Below are 25,818 nucleotides of genomic sequence, written 5' to 3' on the forward strand. Positions count from 1 at the left end.
TCGTATCCCTTGGTAGTTTCAGTGGGTGTTATTCGGTTTCGTCGTCTGCATAGGGGTCAGGGTGACCCAATTCTGCAAGCAACGTTCGTTCTAGCGCTTCCATTTCTTCGGCTTCTTCGTCTTCTATATGGTCGTAACCCAGAAGATGCAAGCAGCCGTGTATCACCAGATGAGCCCAGTGGGCCTCAAGGCTTTTGCCTTGTTCGGCGGCTTCGCGCTCGACCACGGCCACGCAAATCACCAGGTCGCCCAGCAGCGGGATATCGAGGAACTCATCGGGCACATCGGCCGGAAAGGACAGCACGTTGGTGGCGTAGTCTTTCTGGCGCCAGGTGTGATTCAACTCACGGCCTTCGGGTTCGTCTACCAGACGAATGGTCATTTCCGAATCGGCGCTGCGCTGGCGCAAAGCCAGTTCGCACCATTGGCGGAACTGGGCTTCGCTGGGGGCACTGGCGTCGGTCGCCAATTGCAGGTCAAGCTCAAGCATCGTGGCGGTAATCCTTTGCAGCGGGCAGTGCGGCCAGCTTGTCGGCGGCTTCCTGTTCGTAGCGGCCATAGGCCTCTACGATGCGCTGCACCAGCGGGTGGCGCACGACGTCTTTGGACTGGAAGTGGGTAAAGCTGATACCCGGCACGTCCTTGAGCACTTCAATGACGTGATTGAGCCCGGACTTGGTGCCTTTTGGCAGGTCGATCTGGGTAATGTCACCGGTGATCACGGCGGTGGAGCCAAAGCCGATACGGGTCAGGAACATTTTCATTTGCTCGACGGTGGTGTTCTGGCTTTCGTCGAGGATGATGAAACTGTTGTTCAGCGTGCGACCGCGCATATAGGCCAGCGGAGCCACTTCGATGATCTGGCGCTCGATCAGCTTGGCCACATATTCAAAGCCGAGCATCTCGTACAGCGCGTCGTAGAGCGGGCGCAGGTACGGATCGATTTTTTGCGACAGGTCACCCGGCAGGAAACCGAGCTTTTCACCGGCTTCGACCGCCGGGCGCACCAGCAGGATGCGGCGGATTTGCTCGCGCTCCAGGGCGTCAACTGCGCAGGCCACAGCCAGATAGGTTTTACCCGTACCCGCCGGGCCAATGCCGAAGTTGATGTCGTTGCCCAGGATTTCCTTGACGTAGCGCTGCTGGTTGATACCGCGAGGGCGAATCATGCCTTTTTTGGTGCGCAGCGAAACACTGGCTTCGGCCACCGGGTTGCTGGCCAGGTCCTGGACTTCGGATTCCTGCAGGAACAGATGCACCATATCCGGCGAAAGCTCGGTGGCCTTGGTTTCGCGATACAGGCGGCGCAGCAGGTTTTCTGCCGAGGAAGTGATTTTCGGGTCGCCGATCAGTTCGAACTGGTTACCGCGATTGCGGATTTCGATCGTCAGGCGTTGCTCGATCAAGCGCAAGTGCTCGTCGAATTGCCCGCACAGATTGGCGAAACGGCGGGCCTCAAAGGGCTCGAGAAGGAAGCGATGTGGTTCGATGGGTGCGTTCAAGGTCGTATTTAGCCGCCCTTAGGCAATTGAGATGAAATCAAGGATAACGCTAGCAGGTCGAGCGTGAAAGGACTTCGCTGCAAATCACCTGTAGCAGCTGCCGCAGGCTGCGTTCGGCGGCGAAGCCGTCGTGAAATTGCTCAACACGTTGTTTCAGAAAAACCGTGCTCTCAGCATTCACGATCGCTTCGCAATCGAACGCAGCCTGCGGCAGCTGCTACAGGGTTCGCCTCAGGCTGCCTAATTTAGCAGCGAGCCTCGCAGCGAGTGCGGCTGGGCGGCATCGATATGCACATCGGCGAATTGCCCGATCAGCTGCGGGTTGTCGCAGCGGAAGTTGACGATGCGGTTGTTCTCGGTACGGCCCTGCAATTCGCCAGGGTCTTTTTTCGAGTAGTCGGTTACCAGGATCCGCTGCACGGAACCGACCATCTGGCGGCTGATCTCGAAACCCTGCTGGTTGAGGCGATGTTGCAGGGCGTTCAGGCGCTCTTTCTTGCGCTCTTCCGGGGTGTCGTCGGACAGGTCCGCTGCCGGGGTGCCCGGGCGCTGGCTGTAGACAAAGGAGTAGGAGAAGTCGAAGCCCACGTCTTCGATCAGCTTCATGGTCTGCTCGAAGTCTTTTTCGGTTTCGCCCGGGAAGCCGACAATAAAGTCGGAGCTGATGCAGATGCCCGGTACGGCAGCGCGCAGTTTGCGCAGCTTGGACTTGTACTCAAGCGCCGTGTGGTTGCGCTTCATCGCCGACAAAATGCGGTCCGAACCCGATTGCACCGGCAAGTGCAGGTGCTTGACCAGCTCGGGGACTTCGGCGTGGGCCTGGATCAGGCTGTCGGAGAACTCCAGCGGGTGGGAGGTGGTGTAGCGGATGCGCTCGATGCCGTCGATGGCGGCTACCACGCGGATCAGCTCGGCGAGGTCGGCCAGGCGGCCGCCTTCGGTCAGGCCACGGTAGCCGTTGACGTTCTGGCCAAGCAGGGTCACTTCACGCACGCCGTTTTCGGCCAGGTGAATGACCTCGGCCAGCACGTCATCGAACGGTCGGCTGACCTCCTCGCCACGGGTGTAGGGCACCACGCAGAATGTGCAGTACTTGCTGCAACCTTCCATCACCGAAACGTAGGCGCTCGGGCCGTCGATGCGTGGCTCGGGCAGGTGATCGAATTTTTCGATTTCAGGGAACGACACATCCACCTGCGGCAGCTTGGTGATGCGCGCAGCGTCGATCATTTCGGGCAGGCGGTGCAGGGTTTGCGGGCCGAACACCACGTCCACATACGGGGCGCGATCACGGATTGCCGCGCCTTCCTGGCTGGCCACGCAACCGCCCACGGCAATCACCATCTCGGGGTTGGCCAGTTTCAGTTCGCGCCAGCGACCCAGCTGCGAGTACACGCGGTCCTGGGCACGTTCACGGATCGAGCAGGTATTCAGCAGGATGACATCAGCGTCTTCGGCGCGCGCTGTGACTTCCAGGGCCTGATGTTCACCCAGCAGGTCGACCATGCGCGAGCTGTCGTACTCATTCATCTGGCAACCGTGGGTTTCGATGTAAAGCTTCTTGGCCATGGGTGTTCATCAAGTGGTTCAAAGAACCGCGCATTATAGGGGGCATAGCCGTTGGTTCCTAGCGCTGCGCGTCTGATGGCTATGCTATAGTTCGCGCCCTCTTTTTTACCTCCAGATGCTTACCCGCCCACCATGACCAAACGTGAAGCTCCAATCTACAAGGTGATTTTCCTCAACCAGGGCCAGGTGTTCGAAATGTACGCCAAGCAGATCTATCAAAGTGATCTGTGGGGGTTTCTGGAAGTCGAGGAATTCGTCTTCGGTGAGCGCACGCAAATGGTCGTCGACCCCAGCGAAGAAAAGCTCAAGGCCCAGTTCGAAGGCGTGGTGCGCAGCTTTGTGCCGATGCACTCGATTGTGCGTATTGATGAGGTTGAGCGGCTGGGTACGCCGAAAATCAGCGAAGCGCGGGGTGTCAGCAATGTGATGCCGTTTCCGTTTCCGATGCCGGACAAGTAAGCCCGTCAATATGCGTTACGGCAACAAGTGAGCCGTTAAGGCAGCGGCGAAAACGGCGAGCGGGCATCGGTTGATTGCAGCTCCTGCAAATACTTGCGGAAAATCTGCCCCAGGATCTGGGTGGCGGTTTCGAGCTGGTCGCGCGGCATTTGCTCGGCTACCAGGTCGGCAGTGTCCAGCGCGTCTTCTGCGCCATTGACCGCGGCCATTTTCAACACGATGTAAGCCTGAATGTTATTGGCGGGTACACCTTCGCCCTTGAAAAACATGGTGCCGAGCTGGAACTGGGCCATGGCGTGGCCTTGCAGCGAGGCTTTTTCGAAGTAACTCAGTGCCTTGTTGAAGTCTTGCGGGGTGTTTTTACCGTCGTAATAGAACTCGCCCAACTCGTATTCGGCTTCTGCATCCCCGGCTTTTGCCGCCTCTTCACAGGCTGCAAGTGCCTCTGCGAGGTCTTCAGGCTGTGTATTGAGGGTGCAGCGACCCATCGCTGGGATCAACAACGAGTTACCGCCTGCCTGGGCAAGCAACGGCTGTAGGAGCAACAGGCAGCCCAGTGCAAGGGCGCGGCCGGTGCGGTTCATGGGAATCGACGTACCTCTGGATGACGGGTTAACCCGATCATGGGATGTATAGGCGCGCATTATGAAATAAGCGGAGGCAACCTTACAAAGTCTTTACTCGTTTTTCTGCTGCCTGGGCGCGATATCCATTGATTTAAGACGATTTTGGACGGGAGGGTCAAAAGATCAGCCCATTACCGGCATAAAAAAACGGCAAGGGCGCTGGCCCCTGCCGTTTTTGGGCATCACTTCAGTGCAGCAAATGCGCGTTCTGCAGCGTCCAGGGTCAGTTGCAGCTCGGCTTCGCCGTGGGCGATCGAGGTGAAACCGGCTTCGAAGGCACTTGGGGCCAGGTACACGCCCCCTTCAAGCATCAGGTGGAAGAAACGCTTGAACAGGTCGGCATCGCTGGCCATCACGTCGTCAAAAGTGACGATGTCATCGGCGCCGCTGAAGTACAGGCCGAACATGCCGCCCGCCTGGGTGGTGACGAAGGGGATGCCGGCTGCATCGGCGCGCTGCTGCAAGCCATCGAGCAGGCGGGTGGTGTAGTCGCTCAGCTCGGCGTGGAAGCCCGGGCGGCTGATCAGGCGCAGGGTGGTCAGGCCTGCGGCCATGGCCAGCGGGTTGCCGGACAGGGTGCCCGCCTGGTAAACCGGGCCCAGGGGGGCGATGTGCTGCATGATTTCCCGTTTGCCGCCAAAGCAGCCGACCGGCATGCCGCCGCCGATGATCTTGCCGAACGTGCTCAGGTCCGGGGTCACGCCGTAGTGGGCCTGGGCACCACCCAGGGCTACGCGGAAACCGGTCATCACTTCGTCAAAAATCAGTACCACGCCGTGCTGGTCGCACAGGCTGCGCAGGCCTTCCAGGAAGCCCGGCGCAGGCGGTACGCAGTTCATGTTGCCGGCCACCGGCTCAACGATGATGCAGGCCACGGTGTCGCCCACTTCGCTCAGCAGCTGGGCAACGGCGTCGATATTGTTGAACTCGGTGGTCAGGGTGTGTTTGGCAAAGTCTGCCGGCACCCCGGCCGAGCTTGGCACGCCCTGGGTCAACAGGCCGGAGCCGGCTTTTACCAGCAGGCTGTCGGAGTGGCCGTGGTAGCAGCCTTCGAACTTGAGGATATTGTCGCGGCCGGTGAAACCCCGCGCCAGGCGGATGGCGCTCATGGTCGCTTCAGTACCGGAGCTGACCATACGCACCATTTCCATCGATGGCACGATGGCACATACCAGGTCGGCCATCTCGGTTTCCATCGCGGTTGGGGCACCGTATGACAGGCCGTGTTCCAGTTGCGCACGCACGGCGTCGAGCACGTCCGGGTGGCTGTGGCCCAGGATCATCGGGCCCCACGAGCCAACGTAATCCACATAGCGCTTGTTGTCTTCGTCGGTGACGTAGGCACCTTCGGCGTGCTTGAAGAACAGTGGCGTGCCGCCCACGCTCTTGAACGCACGCACGGGCGAGTTCACGCCACCGGGAATGTGTTTTTGGGCATTGGCAAACAGGGTTTCGGAACGAGACATGGAGGGCTCTCTCTGAATCAGGATTCGGTATTTAAATGGACAGCAAGGTGTTGAAGGCCTTGGCGCGCAGGGTGACTTCCCGGGCGCTTTCGGCGCCGAACAGGCCATGCACCACGGCCAGCAGGTCGGCACCGTGGGCCACCAGCGGCGCGGCGTTGTCCAGGGTAATGCCGCCAATCACGCAGATCGGCAGGTTGAGGCGGGCGCGGGCATGGTCCAGCACTTCGAGGGTCGCGGTGGACGCCCCGGGTTTGGTGCTGGAATTGAAAAACCGGCCGAAGGCGACATAACTCGCGCCCTCTTTGGCCGCTTGTTCGGCCAGTTCGAGCTGGCTGTGGCAGGTCGAACCAATAATCGCCTGTGACCCCAGCAGGGCACGGGCAGGCGTGAGCGGGCCGTCGGTTTGCCCCAGGTGAACGCCAACACCCAGGCGCGCGGCCAGTTCGGCATCGTCGTTAATGATCAAGTGCGCCTTGTAGCGCTGGCACAAATCCAGCAGCGCCTGGGCCTCGCGCAGGCGGCGGGCGTCATCGTTGCTTTTGTCGCGATATTGCAACAGTGTCAGGCCGCCATCGAGGGCCGCCTCAACGTAGGGCAGCAGTTTGCCGGCCAGTAACTGGCTGTCGGTGATTGCATAAAGACCGCGAAGCGTCATGGGGTGAGCCTCATTGGTTATGAGCAAAAATCCAGTGGCAAGCGGCGCGGTACAAATTGCCCCTGGCCCAGTTGCTCGGCATCACGCAGGGTGCGCCACGTATAGTTGAGCGCGGTTTGCACGGCGCTGACCAGTTCTTCACCAATGGCCAGGCGCCCGGCCAGGGTGCTGGCCAGGGTACAACCCGAACCGTGGTAGCTGCCCGGCAAGCGATGGCAAGTGAAGGTGTGGCGGCTGCCGTCGCGGCTGTACAGGCGGTTATGCACTTCGTGCTCATCACCGTGACCGCCGGTAATCAGCAGGTGGCGGCAAAACGGCAGGAGTTTTTCGGCGCACTCATCGGCGCTGCCCTCGGGCAGTTCGGCCAGGATGCGAGCTTCGGGAAGGTTGGGAGTGGCAATGGTGGCCAGGGGTAGCAGGCGTTCGCGCATGGCGTAGCCCACTTCGTCCTTGCCCAGTCGTCCGCCGCCGCCTGCGCGCAGCACCGGGTCGCAGACCATCGGCAGATGCGGGTTGGCCTGCAGCAGTTCGACCACGGTGTCGACCATCTCCAGTGAACCGAGCATGCCCAGCTTGACCGCCGCAACCGTGGAATCGCCGAGCACGGCAGCGGCTTGCGCCAGCACCCACTCACGGTCCAGCACGCGGAAATCGCTGACATTGACGGTGTTCTGCACAGTCAGGGCGGTCACCACCGGGGCGGCGTGACAGCCTTGAGCCAGCAGGGCTTCGATATCTGCCTGCAAGCCGGCACCCCCACTGGGGTCATGGCCGGAGAGACAGAGGACAACGGGGCGAGAACTGTAGATATTCATGGTGCGCGAGCTTACCACCAAACTGTTTTTGGCGGCGCTTGCCAGGTGCTCTGCCAGATGCCGTTTACAGTGTTTAAATCGGCTCGGGTTAATTGCGTCTGAATCTATATGGGCCTCTGTAATGCCCGGTTTAGAGGGGTCTAATAGTTTTGTTGCCTAGTGTGTATGTGCCATTAAGGGCTATGTTAAAGTGCCTTTAAATTAATAACCGGTCGTTCGGTCGACGTGATCTTGAAGGGAAGATGAGATCGCGCAGGTCACCGGGCGAGCTACGTTGGGGCTGTATGCGCTATTTGCTGATGATGTTTTTGGGCTGGCTACCGATGCTGGCCAGCGCAGTCGCTTTTGACGAAACCACACAAAGCCTGCCCTTGGGCCGCGTGATGCAAGTGTTTGAAGACACCGGTGGCGAGGCAACCCTGGCCGATATCACCGCGCGTGACGAACTGTTCAAGCCCCATACCCAAGACACACTTAACGCCGGTTACTCGCACTCGGCCTTCTGGGTCAAAATTGACCTGCAGTACCAGCCCCGGGACCCGCAAGTGCATCGCACCTGGCTGCTGGAGCTGGCCTACCCGCCGCTGGATTCCATCGAACTGTACCTGGCAGATGCCGATGGCAATTACCGGCTTGCAGAACGCACCGGCGATGCGCTGCCCTTCGACAGCCGGCAGATCAAAGAAAACAACTACCTGTTTGAGCTCAACTTCAGCCCGGGACAAAGCCAGACGGTGTACCTGCGCCTGGCCAGCCAGGGCTCGGTGCAGGCGCCACTGACACTGTGGTCGGCGCAGTCCTACCTCGAAGAGCAGCCCGTGCGCATTTACATCCTGGGCCTGATCTACGGCGTGTTGCTGGGCATGCTGGTCTATAACCTGTTTATCTACCTAAGCGTGCGTGACACCAGTTACCTCTACTACATCTTTTATATAGCTTCGTTCGGTCTGTACCAGCTGTCGGTCAACGGTGCGGCAGTGCAGTACTTCTGGCCGAACAACCCGTGGTGGGCCAATGCCTCCACCCCGTTCCTGATTGGTGCATCGGCCTTCTTCGGCTGCCAGTTTGCCCGTTCCTTCCTGCATACCGCCTCCCACAGCCGCTGGCTTGATCGGGCACTGATGGTGCTGATGGCCGTTGGCGTGCTGGTGATGGTGCTCGCACTGACCACCAGTTATGCCGTGTCATTGCGTCTGGCCACGGGCCTGGCGCTGGCCTTTATCGTTACCATTTTTACTGCCGGTGTGGTGGCCTGGGTTCGCGGCCTGCGGGTGGCGCGCTACTTCGTGATCGCCTGGTCGGCTTTTTTGCTGGGGGGGCTGGTCAATACGCTGATGGTGCTGGGTTATTTGCCCAATGTGTTCCTGACCATGTACGCCAGCCAGATCGGTTCGGCGATTGAGGTGGGCCTGCTGTCGCTGGCGCTGGCCGACCGCATCAATGCCATGCGTGACCTGCAGGCGCGTACCCTGCAGGAGTCCGGGCAGAAGCTGGCGGCGATGAACCAGCAACTGGCCCGCACCAACCAGCTCAAGGACGAATTCCTGGCGACCGTCACCCATGAATTGCGCACGCCGATGAACGGTGTGATTGGTTCTCTTGAGCTGATCAAGACCCTGGACATGGGGCCGGAGCTTGAGCAGTACACCCAGACCGCGCAAGGCTCGGCGCGGGAAATGATGCATATGGTCAATGGCATCCTGACCCTGACAGAGCTGCAGGCAGGGCGGCTGGTGGCGCGCGCCCGGCCGTTCAGTTTGAATGACTTGATGCAAGGGCTGAGCGAGCAGTTCGGGCCTGCGGCACGCAGCAAAGGGCTGGCATTCTCCTATGAGGTGACACGCACGCTGTCCGATCATTGGGTGGGTGATGCCGATAAAATCCGTCAGTGCCTTGAGTGCCTGCTGGACAACGCCATCAAGTTCACCCGTGAAGGGGTCGTGCTTGTGCGTGTCACCGGCAAACCCGGCGAGTCGGGGCGCTGGGCGCTGGCGTTCAATGTGATCGACACCGGCATCGGTTTTGTTCACCAGGAGCAAGCCGAGCTGTATCAGCACTTTTTCCAGGTTGATGGCTCGATGACCCGCGAATATGGTGGCCTGGGTATCGGCCTGGCGATTTGCCGGCGCCTGGTGGAACTGCTGGGCGGGCGCCTGACTCATCATTCGCTGCCGGGGCACGGCTCACAGTTTCAATTGTTGCTGGAGCTGGAGCCCGCGCCCCCCCTCCAGGTGCATAGCCCCACACTGATGCGTGCGCCGGGTGAGTGTGTCGTGTTGTTGGTGGAAGACCCGGTCAGCCCGGCCGTGGTACGCGCCATGCTGCTCAAGCTGGGCTACCGCGTGCTGGGTGTCGATACGGGCCAGGCGGCGATCGAAGCCCTGCGCCGCGAGCGGGTGGACGCGGTAGTGCTGGCGTGCCCGTTGGCCCAGGTGTCGGGCACCTCGATGGGCAGCCAGTTGCTGACCCTGGCCGCGTGCGCGCAACTGCCCGTACTGGCTCTGTTCGACGCCGAGGCCGAGGCCCGTGAAGCCCTTGAACAGGTGGATGGCATCACCGATTACCTGCTCAAGCCGCTGCGCTTTGAAGACCTGCAGCACACCTTGTGCCAGCGCTTATTGATTGAAGAGGATGGTAAAAACGCCGAGTTTTAGGCGTTTATGCCACTTGTTCAGGTTCAGATGCGTGCTTCACTGGCTTATTGGCATGAGCCACAGGAGCCCGCGCAATGAACCTGCATCAATACGCTGAAACCCATCAGGTGACCAATCAGCCACCGTCCCTGGACGACGTCAATCTGTATCGCATTGACCTGCCACTCCAGCACTGGAGCCAGCATTTCGGCGCAGGTTGGGCACAGGGGCGGATTGACGAGTACGGTGCCCTGGCGGGTGGGCCGTTGATGGCTGCGGGCTTTCTGGCCAATGAAAACAAGCCGCAGTTTGTCAGCCATGACCGTTATGGCCATCGGATCGATCTGGTTGAATTTCATCCGTCATACCATGAGCTGATGCGCACGGCGATTGAACACGGCTTGCCGACCTTGCCCTGGACCGACCCGCAACCCGGCGCCCATGTGGCCCGCGCATCCATGACCTACCTGCACAGCCAGGCCGAAGCGGGCAGCGGTTGCCCCCTGACCATGACCTTCGCCAGCGTGCCGGCCTTGCGCCTGCAACCGGACCTCGCTGCCATCTGGCTGCCCAAAGTGCTGGCCACCGAGTATGACCCGCGCAATATCGATATCAGCCAAAAGGCCGGGGTGACCCTGGGCATGGCCATGACTGAAAAGCAGGGCGGCACCGACGTGCGCGCCAACACCACCCGGGCTTACCCCGTGGGCGCCAAGGGACCGGGGCAGGCCTATGAACTGCTGGGGCACAAATGGTTCTGCTCGGCGCCGATGAGTGATGGCTTTCTGACCCTGGCCCAGACCGACAAGGGTCTGAGCTGCTTTTTGCTACCGCGCCATCGACCGGATGGCAGCCGCAACGAGTTTTATATCCAGCGCCTGAAAAACAAACTGGGCAATAGCTCCAACGCCTCCAGCGAGGTTGAGTTCCGTGGGGCATTGGCCTGGATGATCGGCGAAGAAGGCCGTGGCGTGCCGACCATTATTGAAATGGTCGCCATGACTCGTTTCGACTGCATGGTCGGCTCCAGCGCCTTGATGCGTCAGGCGTTGACCCAGGCCAGCCATCATTGTGCCCATCGTCTGGTCGGTGGCCGGGTGCTGGCGGAGCAGCCGCTGATGCAGAACGTCCTGGCCGACCTGGCACTGGAGAGCGAAGCCGCACTGGCCCTGAGCCTGCGCATGGGGCGGGCGCTCGACCATCTGGATGACCCGCAGGAGGCCCGGTTTTCGCGGTTGGTGACTGCAGTGGGCAAGTACTGGATCTGCAAGCGGGCCCCGGCCATGATCAATGAAGCGGCCGAATGCATGGGCGGCGCGGGCTATGTTGAAGACAGCATCCTGCCGCGCCTGTACCGCGAGGCACCGGTCAATTCAACGTGGGAAGGGTCGGGTAATGTGCAGTGCCTGGACGTGTTGCGCGCCTTGTCCAAAGAGCCGGGGGTGCTCGATGCGCTGTTTGCCGAGCTGGGCGACGGGCATGGCGACAGGCGTTTGGCGCAGCACATTGCGCAGCTTAAAAACGCGTTTACGGACACTGATGACATCCAGTACCGCGCCCGCCAACTGACCGAAGACATCGCCCTGGGCCTGCAGGCAAAATTGCTGCTGGAGGCGGGCAACAGCGACGTCAGCGACGCCTTTATCGGCAGTCGGCTACAGGGTCGCGCCCGGGTGTACGGCACCTTGCCACGGGGGTTGAACGTGGCCGCCATCGTTGCCCGCTCAACCCCGCAGATGGCCTGAGCCCTGGCCCTGTGGGAGCTGGCTTGCCTGCGATGCAGACGGTGCGGTTTGCCTGGCAGACCCCGTTGATACCATCGCGGGCAAGCCCGCTCCCACACTGATTTGCGTATGGCCGCCAGTATTCTGTTATCCCCCGGCTCCCACAGGAAATCTCTAACAGGCAATTTTGTAGCTGCCATTAGCCATCGATACAGGCAAGATAAAGGCCTGCCCGTTCAGAAGACAGGATGCTTATCGTGACCGAAGCTTTTATTGTCGTTTCCACCGCGCAAGAGGCCGTTGATCGCCTTGCCGCTTTGCACGAACGCGCAACCACGGCCTTGAGCCAGGCCCTCAAGCGTTATCTCAAGGATCGGGTCGAACCTTCTGCGCAAGAACGCGCGCTGTTTCGCTATCCCGAATTGCGTTTGACCTACCGTATCAACGGTGAAGTGCCGACCACCACCCGTGCGTATGCCAAGGTCCAGTTGCCCGGCACATACAGCGTCACCGTCACCCATCCTTCCTCTTTCCGTAACTACCTTTTGGAGCAGTTGGTGCCGTTGATGCGCGATTTCACCGTTGAGGTAGAAGTCGGTGTCAGTGAACAAAACATTCCTTACCCGTACGTCGTCGAACAAGGTGATGAGCTGGCCGGCTCCGGCGTGACGGCCGCAGCGCTGGCGCGAGTGTTCCCAAGCACCGACCTGTCCGCTGCCACTGATGGCATTGCTGATGGCCTGTACGATTGGGAGAACACCGATCCGTTGCCGCTGGCGTTGTTCGATGCGGCGCGGGTCGATTTTTCCCTGCGCCGGTTGGTGCATTACACCGGCAGCGACTGGCGCCATGTGCAGCCGTGGATCCTGCTGACCAACTACCACCGTTATGTTGACCAGTTCATCCTTCACGGCCTTGAGCAACTGCGCGATGACCCGCGTTTTGTGCGCATGGTAATGCCGGGCAACGTGATCATCGAAAAGTCGATGGACTACGGCGAAGCCCAGGCCATTGCGGCGGGGGTGGTGTGGCACCGCTATCAGATGCCCGCGTATCACTTGCAGGCCAGTGATGGCCATGGCGTGACCCTGGTGAATATCGGCGTCGGCCCCTCCAACGCGAAAAACATCACCGACCACCTGGCCGTTCTGCGCCCGCACTGCTGGTTGATGATCGGTCACTGTGGCGGCCTGCGCCAGTCGCAGACCATCGGCGACTATGTGTTGGCCCACGCTTATATGCGCCGCGACGGCATTCTTGACCGGGTCGTGCCGCCGAACATTCCGATTCCGGCCCTGGCTGAAGTCCAGCTGGCGCTGCAGGAGGCTGCTGCACAGGTCACCGGTGAGCGTGGCGACGAACTGAAAAAACGCCTGCGCACCGGCACCGTGCTGACCTATGACGACCGCAATTGGGAGCTGCGCTGGGCTCAGGAGCGTCCGCTGATCAACCTGTCCCGTGCCGTGGCCGTGGATATGGAAAGCGGCACGATTGCTGCCCAGGGTTATCGCTTGCGCGTACCGTATGGCACGCTGCTGTGTGTGTCGGACAAACCGCTGCACAGTGAAATCAAACTGCCGGGTTCGGCCAACGCCTTCTACGAGCGCGCGGTCAGCCAGCATTTGAAAATCGGTATTGCCGCCGTGGATTTGATGCGCGGTCAGCTCAATTCCCTGCACTCGCGCAAACTGCGCAGCTTCGACGAACCGCCGTTCCGTTGATCGGTGATGGTCATTTGGCGGTCCGGGGGCTAGCATTGCCAGCCCTGATCGCCAGATGTCCTTTTTAGTCATGTCCCGTCCCGCCCCGCGCCGTCCGGCCACCAAAAGCCCCAACCCGCAAGCTGCCAACCGCCGTGTGGCCAAGGCACCGCCAGCCGAGCCCAAGCTGTACCTGTTCAACAAACCCTTCGATGTGCTGACCCAGTTCAGCGACGAAGGCGGGCGCGCCACGCTCAAGGACTTTATCCCGATCCCGGGGATCTACCCCGCCGGGCGCCTGGACCGGGACAGTGAAGGGTTGTTGCTGCTAACCAACGATGGCCAGTTACAGGCGCGGATTGCCGACCCCAAGCACAAGTTGCCCAAGACCTACTGGGTGCAGGTCGAGGGCGAGCCCACAGCGGAGCAACTGCAGCAATTGCGCGATGGTGTTGAGCTCAATGATGGCAAGACCCTGCCCGCCGAGGCCCGAGCCTTGGACGAGCCGCAACTGTGGCCGCGCAACCCGCCGGTGCGGTTTCGCAAGAGTATCCCCACGGCCTGGCTCGAGCTGGTGATCCGTGAAGGGCGCAACCGTCAGGTGCGGCGCATGACCGCTGCAGTGGGCCTGCCGACCTTGCGCCTGGTGCGGGTGCGCATTGGTGACTGGACGATTGAAGGGCTGGAGCAGGGGCAATACCGGGAAGTGCCGGCGCGGCTATAGCGCGCCGGATTCGATCAGGCCGATGACCACGCTTTTGATGATGAACGCGGCAACGCCCAGGCCCAGTACGAAAAACAGGATCATCGAACCGAAGCGCCCGGCCTTGGACTTTTTGGCCAGATCCCAGACGATAAAAGCCATGAAAATGATCAGCACGCTGACCAGAATCGTCATCATCCATTCTTCAAGTACGGCAGGATCCATCGGTATTCTCCGGCGACATCATGGGAAAAAGCCGTAGGAGTATACGCCAGGGAAGTGGGGGGGATATTGATCTGGGTAGTGAGAGGGTGTCGCTATCCCCGTAGCAGTTGCCGAAGGCACGAGGCTGCGTTCGATTGCGAAGCAATCGCAAGATCAGACTGCACGGTACAACTGAAGAGTCGCGTGTGCTGATTTTACGACTGCTTCGCAGCCGAACGCAGCCTTCGTTCCTCGGCAGCTGCTACAGGTTTTATTTTCACGTGCGCAAATGGGTTAACGGCAGTTCTGTACTGTTAAGCACCTGATTGAGCACAAAGCTGGAACGCACGCTGGTCACGCCTTCGATGCGGGTCAGCTCGCCCAGCAGCAGTTTCTGGTAGTGGTCCATGTCGGCAACCACCACTTTAAGCTGGTAGTCGGCGTCCATCCCGGTCACCAGGCTGCACTCCAGCACCTGCGGCAAAGCGCGGATGCAGGCTTCGAAATTCTCGAAACGCTCTGGTGTATGTCGGTCCATTCCGATCAGAACGTAGGCCGTAAGGCTCAAGCCCAGCAGTTTGCGGTCGAGCAGTGCTACCTGGCGGCTGATGTAGCCGTCATCCTCAAGCTGTTTAACACGGCGTGAGCAAGGGGATGGTGACAGGCCGATGCGCTCGGCCAGTTCCTGGTTAGAGATGCGTGCGTCACGCTGCAATTCCGCCAAAATGCTCAGGTCATACCGGTCGAGTTTGCTCACGAAGTTACCCTTTGTCATAACTATTGCGTGAAAGTATCCACCTTAAGTCAAAAATTGCGCAAGTAATGTTTTATCGAGCAATCTTCGCAATCGCCTGCTGCGGCCAAACGCCTATTCTTTAAACCAGAATCACTGCCCGGACATAGAGTCCACTGCGGCCCGCCGAATCAGGCCAGCCGCGGCCGCCAACCCCACAGGGTTGCCCCGGCCCCCGGGCTGCGCACTGTCCAGAAGACGGAGCGAGGTGAGCCAACATCACAAGTGTTGAGCCAGGACGAAAAAATTCAAAGGGCGACCGACGGGTCGCCCTTTTTTCGTCTGGCAAAAATAAGTTGCGTCACTGACTGTTCGGTGTAGAACCGGTTCTCGAATTTTCAGTCTTATGTTTAGGCTCTTTCCCATAGTGAGTAACAGCATGAAATCGCGCATCTGGCAGATGGCTACAGTTGGCGTGCTCTGTGTGAGTGTCAGCGGCCAGTTGTTGGCCGATGAGCGGGGGGATGGCGGTTGGCAAGCTCGGCCACAGGGCGAAGCCACCAACCAGCCGCGACCGAACCAGCACGGTAATAACCTGCCGATCCAGCAGCGCCCCGACAGGGTGCAGCAGACTCAGTCGCCGAACCGGGGGGGCAATCAGAACTGGCATGCTGGCGGTTACAACCCCGGTGCGGATAACCGTCATCCCAATGATCAGCGCTGGGCCGGTCGCCCGTCCGGGCATGGCAATGGCTGGGGGCCCGGGCCGCAATATCGCCCGGGCAATGTGGTGGACCGATTCCCCGGTCAACACTGGCAAGTGCCATATCGCGGTCAGAATTACTACTTTTCAGGCGGCTACTGGTATCGCCCCCAAGGCCCGCGTTACATCGTTGTGCAGCCGCCATATGGGTTGCGCGTAGGTTTTTTGCCTGATTATGCGAGGGAAGTCTGGTTTGGCAGTACTTTGATGTTTCTTGCGGCAGGGGCGTATTACGCCTATCAACCTGCGACCCGGGACTACGTCGTGGTTGAGCCTCCGGCGGCCAATCAGCAGCCCGTGAGCAATAACTATGAGATGGTGGCTTACCCGATGAACGGTCAAAGCCCTGCACAAATTGGTCAGGATCGCTACGACTGCTACCGTTGGGCTGTAGAACAGAGCGGCTTCGACCCGGCCAAGGCGACTTACGCTCCAGCTGCGCAAGTGGTGCAAGCCTATCGGCAGGCGCAGGGCAGTTGTTTGAGCAGTCGTGGATATCAGGTGGCGAACTGACTTGAAACCAACGCAGCTGCTACGGGGCCTTGCTCAGCCTCGGTTTGACCACTTCCTTCGGGTCTGCATGCACCAGTACTTCGGCCCGCGGGTAGACCTTGGCGATGGCTTCAGCGGCGCGGTCACAGATGGCGTGGGCCGCGGACAGGGTCAGCTCGCCCGGCAGCTCAAGGTGCAGCTGCACAAACCAGATATTGCCCGAGATCCGTGTCCGCAGGTCGTGGGCGCCCAACACGCCGGGCACGGCACAGGCCAGTTTGAGCATGTCCTCGCTGACATCGACAGGCAACTCTTCGTCCATCAACACGGCAAAACTCTCACGGGCGATCTGGATGGCGCTCCACAGGATGTACACCGCAATCCCCAGGCCAAACCAGGCGTCCAGCTGCGGGAAGCCCACGCTGGCCAGCACCAGCGCCAGTAAAATACTGCCATTGAGCATCAGGTCCGAGCGGTAATGCAGCGAGTCGGCGCGTACCGCGTTGGACCCCGTGGCCTTGATCACCCGGTGTTGCAGCACCAGCAGCGCCACGGTCATCAGCAGCGAAAACACGATCACGCCAATGCCGATCCAGGGCGCGCCCACCGGCTCGGGGTTTTTCAGCCGCTCCACCGCCTGGAAGGCGATCAGCACCGCACTCACGCCAATAAACAGCGCTTGCGCCATGCCCGCCAGCGACTCGGCCTTGCCGTGGCCGTAGCGGTGGTCCTCATCGGCGGGGCGCAGCGCGTAATGTACCGCGAGCAAATTGAGAAACGAGGTCACTCCGTCAAGCAGCGAGTCGGTCAGGCCGGCGAGCATGCTGATCGAACCGCTGAGCCACCAGGCGATGGCCTTGGTTACGATCAACAGGCTGGCCACCGCCACCGATGCGCGGGTGGCCAGGCGTAACAGGCGGGCGTGTTCCGGGCTGCCGGTCATGGCGCATCCTTGGTGATGGGCAAAGGGTTCAGGCCGCTGGCTGCAAGCCGTACATGGCCAGTTGCTGGGCGCTGCCCTTGTGCTGGATCAGGCGCGGGTCGTTGAGCGGGAAGCTGCGGCCCAATTCGCTTTCGAGGATGGCCTGCAGCTTGGCGTTATCCACCTTGCCATCCGCGCCGATGGCTTCGCGCAGTTTTTCCGGAGCGATTTGTGCGGTCTTGCCCGGCGGGAAGTAAATGGCCCCGGTGGCAAAGTCGACACCGAAGGCGATCAGCCCCGGGATCACATAAAACAGCAGGCCCACGGCATCCAGCACGGCAATCATGGGGTCGATCTTGCCGTCGATCTGGCCACGCCGGTCAGGGAAGAAAATACTGCCGCAGGCAGTCAGTTGGGTGAACAGTGCCGCAACCACGACACCGCCGATTACTCGCGAAGGCATACGCATACAAAAAACCTCAAACATGCTCAAAGGACAGGATCATTACTGTTCGCCGTTATACTCGTCGCTCTGTTCTGGAGCCACCATGATTTCTTTGCCGATTGATGAAGTTTTACCTGCGCTGCGCCTGGCCCTGGCCGAGCGCCATGAAGCCGTGCTCGAAGCGCCGCCTGGCGCCGGTAAAACCACCCGTGTGCCGCTGGCCCTGCTCAACGAGCCGTGGCTGGCCGGGCAGAAGATCCTGATGCTCGAACCCCGGCGCCTGGCGGCGCGTGCGGCGGCCGAGCGGCTGGCCAGTGAACTGGGTGAAAAAGTCGGCCAGACCGTAGGCTACCGCATTCGCCTCGACAGCAAGGTCGGCCCCGAGACCCGCATCGAAGTGGTCACCGAGGGCATCCTGACCCGCCGCCTGCAGCACGATCCGGCGCTGGAAGGGGTGGGCCTGCTGATTTTCGACGAGTTCCATGATTTGCTGATTTGTTCTGTTTCTGCTTTTGCTTATCAGGATAATCAATCACTGCCCACAAGGCATTGATGCTCCTGCTCCTTCTTCCCCTTTAGCTCCATCATCCTGCGATTTCTTTACCCACCTCCCCGATATGCTAGATGAAGTAGGGTGCGCTATGTCGTCGCAATCCGAGTGATTTCCTTGGATCAGCAGCAGATTGAAATTCATGAACGGGAGAGTGGATGACAAGTGGATGACAAAGGCAAGATCTGGAGGTAAGAAGGCGGATGCGGGTTCAGCACGGTGACTCCATAGAGTGACGACGTCCTAATCCCGTCCTGACGCACCTATAATTCACCTTCCCTTCCAAATTCCGCAGTCACACCCTGTCATCATCCCACCCCCACCCCCACCCCCACCCCCACCCCCGCCCTCATTTGAGTAATCTCAAGCGATACTACTCTCGCCATCTTCAGGCTGAACGAACGCTGAAAGTGGGTTGTTACCTCACCCTGAACAACCTTGCTGAGAACTCACAACCCGAAACGCTGTGGTAGTGGCCAATTGCTCAGCGCGAGGGCTACTATGGCGCGTTGTTGCCATCGCTTCACGTCAAAGACTTCCAGGGAGGGTCGCTATGTGGGTTGATAACGAGACGGAAGTAGACTTCCTTAATTTCTCTGGGGTTGCTGACACAGTTGCCGAGATCGTCTATCAGGCGAACGGCCGTCCAATTTCCATCGGCGTGTCCGGTGCTTGGGGAGCGGGCAAGTCGTCGATGATCAAGCTGATCCAGGCGTCCCTTAAAGACCCGCCCGAGCGCAATGAGAAGCAGGCTAAGGACTTCGTGTTCGTCGAGTTCAATGCGTGGCTATACCAGGGCTACGACGACGCCCGAGCCGCCCTAATGGATGTGATCGCATCACGCCTAGAGGCTGAGGCCCAGAAGCGAGCAAAGGGGCTGCAAAAAGCAGCTGAGTTGGTATCACGTGTCGATTGGTTGCGTGCTGCGAAGCTCGCCAGCAGCACGGCCATTTCGTTTGCGACTGGTGCACCGACACCTGGGCTGCTGGGCGAGATCATCGGGCTGGTTGATCGACTTCGATCCGGAACGGTTGATCAGGACACGATTGAAACACTGCACGACACTGCTGAGCAGGCCAAGCAGGAGGCTGAGAAACTCTTTCATAGCGCGCCTCCCAAGAAGTCTCCACCGAAAGAGATTCAAGCGCTCAGGGATAATTTTGAGGCTATCTTGGATGATCTGGGTGTTACGCTGGTCGTGCTGATCGACGACTTGGATCGCTGTCTACCCGAAACGACGATTTCTACACTGGAAGCCATCCGACTCTTCCTGTTCCTGCGCAACACGGCATTCGTGATTGCCGCTGACAACGAGATGATCAAGCACGCCGTTCGCAAGCACTTCAGCGGTGTGCCTGACGATGTCCTCGTCACCAGCTACTTCGACAAGCTGATTCAGGTGCCGATTAGGGTTCCTCCTCTGGGCACCCAGGAAGTCAGGGCCTACATGATGATGCTGTTCTTGGAGAACAGCACGCTCCCCAAGGACGTGCTCGAAGAAATCCGTATCAAAGTACGCGGGCAGCTTCGGACAACTTGGCAGGGTAGTCGGGTAGATCGCGCCTTTATGCAAGGCTTGTACAACGACTACCCAACAGAGCTGATCGGCAAGTTTGACACTGCTGAGCGCCTGGCCGCTGTCATGACGTCGGCTTCTGGTATCCAGGGTAACCCCCGACTCATCAAGCGTTTCCTGAACGCCCTAGCTATCCGGATGAGCATCTCTCGCGCCCAAGGTGTCGGTGTCGACGAGGCTGTGCTGGTTAAGCTGATGCTGTTCGAGCGAAGCGGCAATCCCAAGGCTTACGAGGAACTGATGAAAGCCGTGGCTACCGATAAAAATGGCAAGCCAGCCATGCTCGGCGAGTGGGAAGCGGATATCAAAAAAGGCAAGAATCTGTCACTGCTGCAGCCCTGGGATCAGCTTTTCGTGAAAGAGTGGCTAGCTCTGCCTCCTGCATTGGCGGACAAAGACCTGCGTGGAGCGATTTACGTCAGTCGTGAGCATGCGCCGATCATTACGGACGAAGATCGGCTTTCGTCGGAAGCAGCGGAGTTGCTGACCGCGCTACTCGAAACGCCGGGAATGGCCATGCATCTCAAAAGCCGGTTGGCGCTCATCGCACCGGTCGAGATCAACGTGCTGATGGATCGCCTCCTGGATAAGGCGGGCGGTGAACAAGAGTGGGGCGTCCCAGACATTCTTGAAGCTTTGCTGGTTGTTGGACGGCTTGATGCCCAGCAGGGGCATCGACTGGCTGCATTTCTGAAGGAGCGTCCGCCTGCCCAAATCCAAGCGGGTATTGTGCCGAAGCTAACCGATGAAACATGGGCAAAGTCGGTGTACGAATTCTGGCTGACGGCTGACGTCAGCGGGCCGGTGAAGGCTGCAATAAGGAAATTCGATGGGAACCTCACAAAATAACGATGGGCCTGGAAAAGGCCTGCCGTTTGTACCACCGTGGACACCTCCGCTGCCGCCGTTACCTTCTAAGCCGCCAGAGCCTCCGGAGGATGACCCTCATGACGATGGGCCACCTGAACCGGATAAGGACGAGCCTAAAGACGGCGATGACGTTGTCGATGATCCCAGACCAATGCCGCAGGCACCTCCACCCCTAGCGCCGCCAGGGCGATTCGGTGGTGCCCGACGTGGCCTTGGCGACTACGCGAGCAATGGTGATCGCGGTAGCTTGCGCAAGAGCCTTCGGGAGTATGTGCGTCATGGGTACGGCGGCGCCAAAACCACCACTGCTCGCTTTGGCGGCACTGCGTCGATCGCGGGTGTGTTTGGCAACACGCTGGAAGCTGTCGCTGGTAGTAATAATCAAACCGGCCCAGCCGTGCTTGATCCTGCCCTGTGGCAGGGCAAATCTGCTTCTGAGGTCATGGATGCGCTGGTTGAAGCGGTGCGTCCAGTGGACGGTACCCAAGATGCAGAGGCCGAGCGTGCTTCCATTCGAGGCTCGCTTTCTGATGTTCTAGTGCGTTATCCAGATGCCGATCTACTCAATCTGTCGGTTGAGCAGCGGGAGTTTGCCATCGAGCGTTTTACTGCGATGGACGTGTTCCATCGGTTTGAGCTCGACCTAGGCAAAACTATCCAGGAAAAGGCCAAGTCGGCGTCCATTGCAGTGCGTCGCTTGAAGGAGATCAAGGATTACATCAGAGAGTGCGTCTCCGCATCGTTCCGCAAGATCGCTGCATCGAGTGCGCGTTTGACCACGGGTCGAATATCCCAGATGGTCACGCAAGCGTTGCAAGACACCTTTGAAGTGTTTGAGGGGTACGTAGAATGAAATTCGTGTGCGGCCCAGTTGGCTTCAGTGTGCCGGGCGCCGAAGATGCCATTCAGGTGGTGATCTACGGCAAGGCAGAGAAAGGGCAGGTAAGCGTAGGTGGTTATGCTCGAGAGCTTCTGGAGAAAGCCCACCTGGAGATCAATCCCCAAGCTTGGGATTTCCTAAGCATTGCGCTTGCGGTAGTGGCGGCAGACTTCACTGCTATTCGGGCAAAGAGCGCTGATGCTTGGACGCGCGTGATCAATCTCGAGATCGCCGTTCAGGATACGGTTTTCTGGAATAGCCAGGCGCGAGCACTTGAAGGGGCTTTGCGTTTCCTCACCACGGATCGTTGGACGCTTTCTTTCCATGCGGGCGGTTTTGGCCCTCCTGCTCAGCTGCAGGCCTTGCACCCAAGCGAAGATTCAGTGGTGCTGCTGTCGGGCGGGCTAGACAGCTTGATTGGTGCCATCGACTTGGTGGAGCAGGGCGTGAAGCCTTACGCGGTTAGCCAGATTGTGAGAGGCGATGGAGAGAAGCAGGCCACCTTCGCGAAGAGCCTGGGTTTGAACCGGATTGGCCTCAATCACGTTACCAAGTCCCCTGGCCAACAAGAGCCTTCGCAGCGTGCGCGCTCAATCATTTTCTTGGCATTTGGACTTGCGGTGGCGACCTCGCTTGATCGTTACCATCGGGGTGAGACAGTCCCACTCTACATCTGTGAGAACGGCTTCATTGCCATTAACCCTCCCTTAACGATGTCGAGGTTGGGGAGCCTGAGCACAAGAACAGCACATCCTGAGTACCTTGGACGGCTCCAACAGATCTTTGATGCTGCCAGCATCAATGTGCAAATCCGAAACCCTTATGCCCTAATGACCAAGGGTGAAATGCTCGCCGCATGCCGAAACCAAGAGCTGCTCAAAGAGCATGCTGTGGCCTCAACCAGTTGCGGGCGTTTCCAACGTTTCGGCTACAAGCACTGTGGGCGGTGTGTGCCTTGCCAGGTGCGTCGTGCTTCCTTCAAACGCTGGGCTGCGATAGGCGACGACACCCGGTATGTTTACGACAACCTAAGTCAGGATGATCTGCAGCACGGGAAGTTTGAGGACGTGCGATCTGTTGGCATGGCGTTAGCCAATGTTGCCCAAGAGGGATTTGAGCACTGGCTGGGACATTGTCTCTTTTCGCCCTTTATCCAGGATCGAGCTGGCTACAATGCGATGCTTGCTAGAGGATTGAACGAGCTTGGCCACCTGCACCGGGCCTACCAAATCACCTAGCTGATTCATCGCAACGCCTCGTAAAGCTCAGTGCGAGTCGATGCTGTGCTTCAAGTGCGGCATCGACATAGGTAACCTCACGGGTTGACCTTTACAAGGCCGTGAAGGCTGATGTGCGCTGGTAAGTCAGCTAGGGAGTACCTTTTTACGACATTAATGAGAGCTGTGGAGAAGTGCATGTTGGATGCTGGGTTTTTCGATCCGCGTATGCCGTGGTGCTTTGAGCAGGTCGCGCAGGATTACAGCCAGAAGCTCGCCGCGCTTGGTAAATGGCTTTTTGTGGGGAGTGGCGCGTTGTTTTTTGTTCCGCTAACCCAGTGGATGGCACTTGGATTGGCCGGTGCTCTGCTTGTGACTGCTGTCATCCTGGGGCGTGCTTACAATGAGCATGTCGATGAATTCATCAAGCACACTTCGGTTGCAAATCTCGTCAAGATCTTCGCTCCAACGTGGCGATACATGCTCATTACGAGCCTTCTTCTCGGGGTTGGCTTAGGACTGAATGAGTGGAGTTTCTTCGCCGAGCATAAGCAAATCATTATTGGTTTGTTTGTTTCGGGCGGGATTCTGGATGTGGCAAAAGGCTTCTTCAGCAACTGAAGAATGGCGGGTAGCGGGCCGGTTTGGCCAGTAATCTGCCACGCAGAGCCGCTACCAGACGAACCTTTGTATACTGCCCCGCATGTCGCAGGAGTACACATGAGTTCATTGCCGATCAATGCCGCGTTGCCGGCTCTTCTTGAAGCCCTCCACAAACGAGATGAAGTGGTGCTCCAAGCACCGCCAGGTGCCGGTAAGACGACGCTCGTCCCGCTCGCTTTGCTCAACGAGCCTTGGCTGCGAGGGCAGACGATTATCATGCTCGAGCCACGACGGCTTGCAGCGCGCGCAGCTGCGGAGCGAATGGCCAGTGAGCTTGGTGAGAAGGTCGGTGAGACCGTTGGGTATCGCATTCGCCTGGATAGTAAGGTCGGGCCGAAGACGCGAATTGAGGTGGTGACAGAGGGGATCCTGGCGCGCCGTCTGCAGAGCGATCCTTCTCTCGACGGTGTCGGCTTGGTGATCTTCGATGAATTCCACCTCCGAAATTTGGATGCGGATCTAGCCCTAGCTCTGACTCTCAATGGCCGCGAACTCTTCCGCGATGATGCACCACTGAAGGTGCTGCTGATGTCGGCAACACTTGAAGGGGAGAGGCTATCGCGCTTGCTTGATGATGCTCCAATCGTGACCAGCGAGGGCCGGATGTTTCCGGTTAAGACGATCTGGAGCAAGCCCCAACAGCCGGGTGAGTACATCGAGCCGCGAGTCATCAGTGCGTGCTTGGATGCGCTCGCTGAACAGACCGGCAGCGTGCTGGTCTTCCTTCCAGGCCAAGCGGAGATTCGTCGAGTCGTGACGGGCTTGGAAGAGGCTCTGAGCAACTCTCCATCCCTTCAGCCTGACGTACTTCTTTGCCCTCTTCACGGCGAGCTCGACCTGAATCAGCAGCGGGCTGCGATTGATCCTGCCCCATCAGGAAAGCGGAAGGTAGTACTGGCAACGAACATCGCTGAGACGAGTATTACCATCGACGGTGTGCGTGTCGTTATCGATGCAGGACTTGAGCGGGTTCCTCGCTTCGACCCTCGCAGCAGTATGACCCGCTTGGACACTCAACGCATATCCAAAGCAAGTGCAACTCAGCGCGCTGGTCGAGCAGGCCGAATCGAGCCAGGTGTGTGCTATCGACTCTGGTCTGAAGCCCAGCATGATCAGATTCCCGCTTTCAGTTCACCTGAAATTCAGCAGGCAGATCTCACAGGCTTAGCTCTCCAATTGACGAAGTGGGGCGTGCAGCCGGGTGACCTGAAGTGGCTTGATGCTCCGCCCGCAGCTGCTTACTCCCAAGCGAGCGATTTGCTTCGGCGCCTTGGCGCGTTGCAACCAGATGGGCAACTGACAAAGCACGGGCAAGCTATGGCAGAGCTGCCGAGTCATCCACGGATTGCTCATCTCCTATTGCGAGGTCACGAGCTGGGTCTGACTGAGACGGCGTGTAACATTGCAGCGTTGCTCGGCGAGCGCGATATTCAGCGTGGTGGTGGAGCAGACCTTCACAGCCGTTTGGCCATCATGTCCGGTGAGCAGAGAGCACAGCGCGGGGAGCAAGGGGGGGGCCAACGCGCGAAGCAACTCGCTAGGCAATATCGGTCATTCTTGCGCGGCCAAGCATCGCAGCCAGTCGCTGATTCAAACCACCCTCAATGGGTGGGCTGCCTGCTGGCCTTGGCCTATCCCGATCGGGTAGCGCAACAGCGCCGCGCTGGCGGGGCTGAGTATCGTTTGGCGAATGGTCGTGCGGCGATGTTCACCGAGACCGATGTGCTGATGAAGCATTCGTGGCTGGTGATCGCTGACTTGGGTAGCCGACAGGGGCAGCGGGAAGAGCGAATCTACCTCGCGGCCGACTTGGACGAAGCATTGTTCGAGACTGTGCTGAAAGAACAGGTTACCCAGGTGGACGAGCTCTACTGGGATGAGCGGGAAGGTGCTTTGCGCGCTGAGCGACAAGTGAAAGTAGGGGAGTTGATTTTGTCCCGCTCACAACTGGCCAACCTGGGCGATGAGGCTCGTGTACAGGCGTTGCTTAACTTTGTTCGTCGTAAGGGTTTGGAGCTTTTGCCCTGGACGCCCGAGCTTCGCCAGTGGCAGGCGAGGGTGGAGTTGCTGCGCATATTGGATGAAGAGTCGGGTAACCGAAGTGAGTGGCCTGACCTACGTGATGAGGCATTGCTGCAGTCCCTGGAAGAGTGGTTGGGGCCATATGTCGGTAAAGTCACTCGCCTCAGTCATTTTGGCCAGCTCGACTTATCGTCCGTCCTGCGCAACCTTCTGCTCTGGCCTCTTCCGCAGCAGCTTGATTCCCAGGCGCCCCAGACGGTTTCGGTACCGTCTGGATCGAATATTCGAATCGACTACAGTGAGCGACCTCCGGTTCTTGCAGTGCGACTCCAGGAGCTGTTCGGGCAATTGGATACGCCACGCATTGCGAATGGACGACAGGTGCTCAAGCTGCATCTTCTGTCACCGGCACGCCGTCCGGTACAGGTTACTCAGGACTTGGCGAACTTCTGGGCGTCGACCTACATCGAGGTGAAGAAGGATTTAAAGGGTAGGTACCCAAAGCATTTTTGGCCTGATGACCCTTTGATCGCGGAAGCTACCGCACGAGCTAAACCGAGAGGAACATAGCTAGGCTTCAGGCAATTTATAGGTATCGTATTATAACTCTGCGAAATGAGAGCTTGTTT

At 59.2% G+C, this 25,818-nt stretch carries 22 protein-coding genes and 1 pseudogene; 12 read left to right on the plus strand and 11 right to left on the minus strand.

Annotated features, from left to right (window positions below):
- Positions 1–28: 28 nt before the first annotated feature.
- The 3 genes from ybeY to miaB form a co-directional block, all read right to left on the minus strand.
- Positions 29–490 (minus strand): rRNA maturation RNase YbeY, encoded by a 462-nt coding sequence (gene ybeY / locus BLU25_RS17920; protein WP_016779278.1) that lies wholly within the window; start codon positions 488–490, stop codon positions 29–31.
- Positions 483–1,502, minus strand: coding sequence for a PhoH family protein (locus tag BLU25_RS17925; RefSeq protein ID WP_016779279.1), 1,020 nt, complete (start codon positions 1,500–1,502; stop codon positions 483–485). Before BLU25_RS17925 ends, ybeY begins: the two co-directional genes overlap by 8 nt.
- Before the next feature lie 240 nt (positions 1,503–1,742).
- Positions 1,743–3,071: a tRNA (N6-isopentenyl adenosine(37)-C2)-methylthiotransferase MiaB gene (miaB, locus tag BLU25_RS17930; RefSeq protein ID WP_016779281.1), complete on the minus strand. Its 1,329-nt coding sequence runs from the start codon at positions 3,069–3,071 to the stop codon at positions 1,743–1,745.
- Between the two features lie 132 nt (positions 3,072–3,203).
- On the opposite strand from miaB, the gene BLU25_RS17935 reads away from it, so the two are divergent.
- A complete protein-coding gene (locus tag BLU25_RS17935; RefSeq protein WP_016779282.1) occupies positions 3,204–3,530 on the plus strand; it encodes a DUF1820 family protein in 327 nt (108 codons plus the stop codon).
- 35 nt (positions 3,531–3,565) lie between these two features.
- Here the strand turns inward: BLU25_RS17935 and BLU25_RS17940 are convergent, their stop codons facing one another.
- The 4 genes from BLU25_RS17940 to BLU25_RS17955 form a co-directional block, all read right to left on the minus strand.
- Positions 3,566–4,114 carry a tetratricopeptide repeat protein gene (locus BLU25_RS17940; RefSeq protein WP_016779283.1) on the minus strand — a complete coding sequence of 183 codons (549 nt, stop codon included), beginning with the start codon at positions 4,112–4,114 and terminating at the stop codon, positions 3,566–3,568.
- 224 nt (positions 4,115–4,338) lie between these two features.
- On the minus strand, positions 4,339–5,622 hold the full coding sequence (hemL, locus tag BLU25_RS17945; RefSeq protein WP_016779284.1) for a glutamate-1-semialdehyde 2,1-aminomutase: 1,284 nt from the start codon (positions 5,620–5,622) through the stop codon (positions 4,339–4,341).
- A gap of 31 nt (positions 5,623–5,653) precedes the next feature.
- Positions 5,654–6,277 carry a thiamine phosphate synthase gene (thiE, locus tag BLU25_RS17950; protein ID WP_016779285.1) on the minus strand — a complete coding sequence of 208 codons (624 nt, stop codon included), beginning with the start codon at positions 6,275–6,277 and terminating at the stop codon, positions 5,654–5,656.
- A gap of 17 nt (positions 6,278–6,294) precedes the next feature.
- Positions 6,295–7,092: a hydroxymethylpyrimidine/phosphomethylpyrimidine kinase gene (locus BLU25_RS17955; RefSeq protein WP_029611207.1), complete on the minus strand. Its 798-nt coding sequence runs from the start codon at positions 7,090–7,092 to the stop codon at positions 6,295–6,297.
- 284 nt (positions 7,093–7,376) lie between these two features.
- Between BLU25_RS17955 and BLU25_RS17960 the strand changes: the two genes are divergently transcribed.
- The 4 genes from BLU25_RS17960 to BLU25_RS17975 all read left to right on the plus strand — a co-directional run bounded on the left by BLU25_RS17960 (position 7,377) and on the right by BLU25_RS17975 (position 13,873).
- The gene (locus BLU25_RS17960; protein WP_016779287.1) at positions 7,377–9,746 is read left to right on the plus strand and encodes a hybrid sensor histidine kinase/response regulator; all 2,370 of its coding nucleotides are present in this window, start codon (positions 7,377–7,379) and stop codon (positions 9,744–9,746) included.
- A gap of 74 nt (positions 9,747–9,820) precedes the next feature.
- Positions 9,821–11,470 carry an acyl-CoA dehydrogenase family protein gene (locus BLU25_RS17965; protein ID WP_016779288.1) on the plus strand — a complete coding sequence of 550 codons (1,650 nt, stop codon included), beginning with the start codon at positions 9,821–9,823 and terminating at the stop codon, positions 11,468–11,470.
- A 227-nt stretch (positions 11,471–11,697) separates the two neighbouring features.
- The gene (gene amn, locus BLU25_RS17970) at positions 11,698–13,170 is read left to right on the plus strand and encodes an AMP nucleosidase (RefSeq protein WP_016779289.1); all 1,473 of its coding nucleotides are present in this window, start codon (positions 11,698–11,700) and stop codon (positions 13,168–13,170) included.
- 136 nt (positions 13,171–13,306) lie between these two features.
- A complete protein-coding gene (locus BLU25_RS17975) occupies positions 13,307–13,873 on the plus strand; it encodes a pseudouridine synthase (protein WP_166672938.1) in 567 nt (188 codons plus the stop codon).
- Here BLU25_RS17975 and BLU25_RS17980 read toward each other — a convergent pair.
- On the minus strand, positions 13,868–14,077 hold the full coding sequence (locus BLU25_RS17980) for a DUF2788 domain-containing protein (RefSeq protein ID WP_016779292.1): 210 nt from the start codon (positions 14,075–14,077) through the stop codon (positions 13,868–13,870). The two genes, BLU25_RS17975 and BLU25_RS17980, sit on opposite strands and share 6 nt — an antisense overlap.
- Positions 14,078–14,333: 256 nt before the next feature.
- Entirely contained in the window at positions 14,334–14,813 is a 480-nt protein-coding gene (locus BLU25_RS17985; protein WP_029611209.1) for an Lrp/AsnC family transcriptional regulator, read from the minus strand.
- A 415-nt stretch (positions 14,814–15,228) separates the two neighbouring features.
- Between BLU25_RS17985 and BLU25_RS17990 the strand changes: the two genes are divergently transcribed.
- A complete protein-coding gene (locus BLU25_RS17990) occupies positions 15,229–16,065 on the plus strand; it encodes a DUF6515 family protein (protein WP_083369757.1) in 837 nt (278 codons plus the stop codon).
- A 19-nt stretch (positions 16,066–16,084) separates the two neighbouring features.
- Here BLU25_RS17990 and BLU25_RS17995 read toward each other — a convergent pair whose 3' ends face one another.
- Together BLU25_RS17995 and BLU25_RS18000 are read right to left on the minus strand one after the other, a co-directional pair.
- Positions 16,085–16,987 carry a cation diffusion facilitator family transporter gene (locus tag BLU25_RS17995; RefSeq protein ID WP_016779295.1) on the minus strand — a complete coding sequence of 301 codons (903 nt, stop codon included), beginning with the start codon at positions 16,985–16,987 and terminating at the stop codon, positions 16,085–16,087.
- 28 nt (positions 16,988–17,015) lie between these two features.
- Positions 17,016–17,435, minus strand: coding sequence for a hypothetical protein (locus BLU25_RS18000; protein ID WP_029611210.1), 420 nt, complete (start codon positions 17,433–17,435; stop codon positions 17,016–17,018).
- 79 nt (positions 17,436–17,514) lie between these two features.
- On the opposite strand from BLU25_RS18000, the pseudogene BLU25_RS18005 reads away from it, so the two are divergent.
- The 6 genes and pseudogenes from BLU25_RS18005 to hrpB all read left to right on the plus strand — a co-directional run.
- Positions 17,515–17,898: pseudogene (locus tag BLU25_RS18005) on the plus strand (DEAD/DEAH box helicase); the annotation flags it as partial.
- Between the two features lie 616 nt (positions 17,899–18,514).
- Positions 18,515–20,386, plus strand: coding sequence for a KAP family P-loop NTPase fold protein (locus BLU25_RS18010; RefSeq protein ID WP_016779298.1), 1,872 nt, complete (start codon positions 18,515–18,517; stop codon positions 20,384–20,386).
- Positions 20,367–21,260, plus strand: a complete 894-nt coding sequence (gene qatB / locus BLU25_RS18015) for a Qat anti-phage system associated protein QatB (protein WP_029611211.1) — start codon at positions 20,367–20,369, stop codon at positions 21,258–21,260. Before BLU25_RS18010 ends, qatB begins: the two co-directional genes overlap by 20 nt.
- Positions 21,257–22,525: a Qat anti-phage system QueC-like protein QatC gene (gene qatC / locus BLU25_RS18020; protein WP_016779301.1), complete on the plus strand. Its 1,269-nt coding sequence runs from the start codon at positions 21,257–21,259 to the stop codon at positions 22,523–22,525. Before qatB ends, qatC begins: the two co-directional genes overlap by 4 nt.
- Before the next feature lie 177 nt (positions 22,526–22,702).
- Positions 22,703–23,125 (plus strand): hypothetical protein, encoded by a 423-nt coding sequence (locus tag BLU25_RS18025; RefSeq protein ID WP_029611212.1) that lies wholly within the window; start codon positions 22,703–22,705, stop codon positions 23,123–23,125.
- Between the two features lie 99 nt (positions 23,126–23,224).
- The gene (hrpB, locus tag BLU25_RS18030; RefSeq protein ID WP_016779303.1) at positions 23,225–25,759 is read left to right on the plus strand and encodes an ATP-dependent helicase HrpB; all 2,535 of its coding nucleotides are present in this window, start codon (positions 23,225–23,227) and stop codon (positions 25,757–25,759) included.
- Positions 25,760–25,818 lie beyond the last annotated feature (59 nt).

The sequence above is a fragment of the Pseudomonas fragi genome (assembly GCF_900105835.1).
Taxonomy (GTDB): Bacteria; Pseudomonadota; Gammaproteobacteria; order Pseudomonadales; family Pseudomonadaceae; genus Aquipseudomonas; species Aquipseudomonas fragi.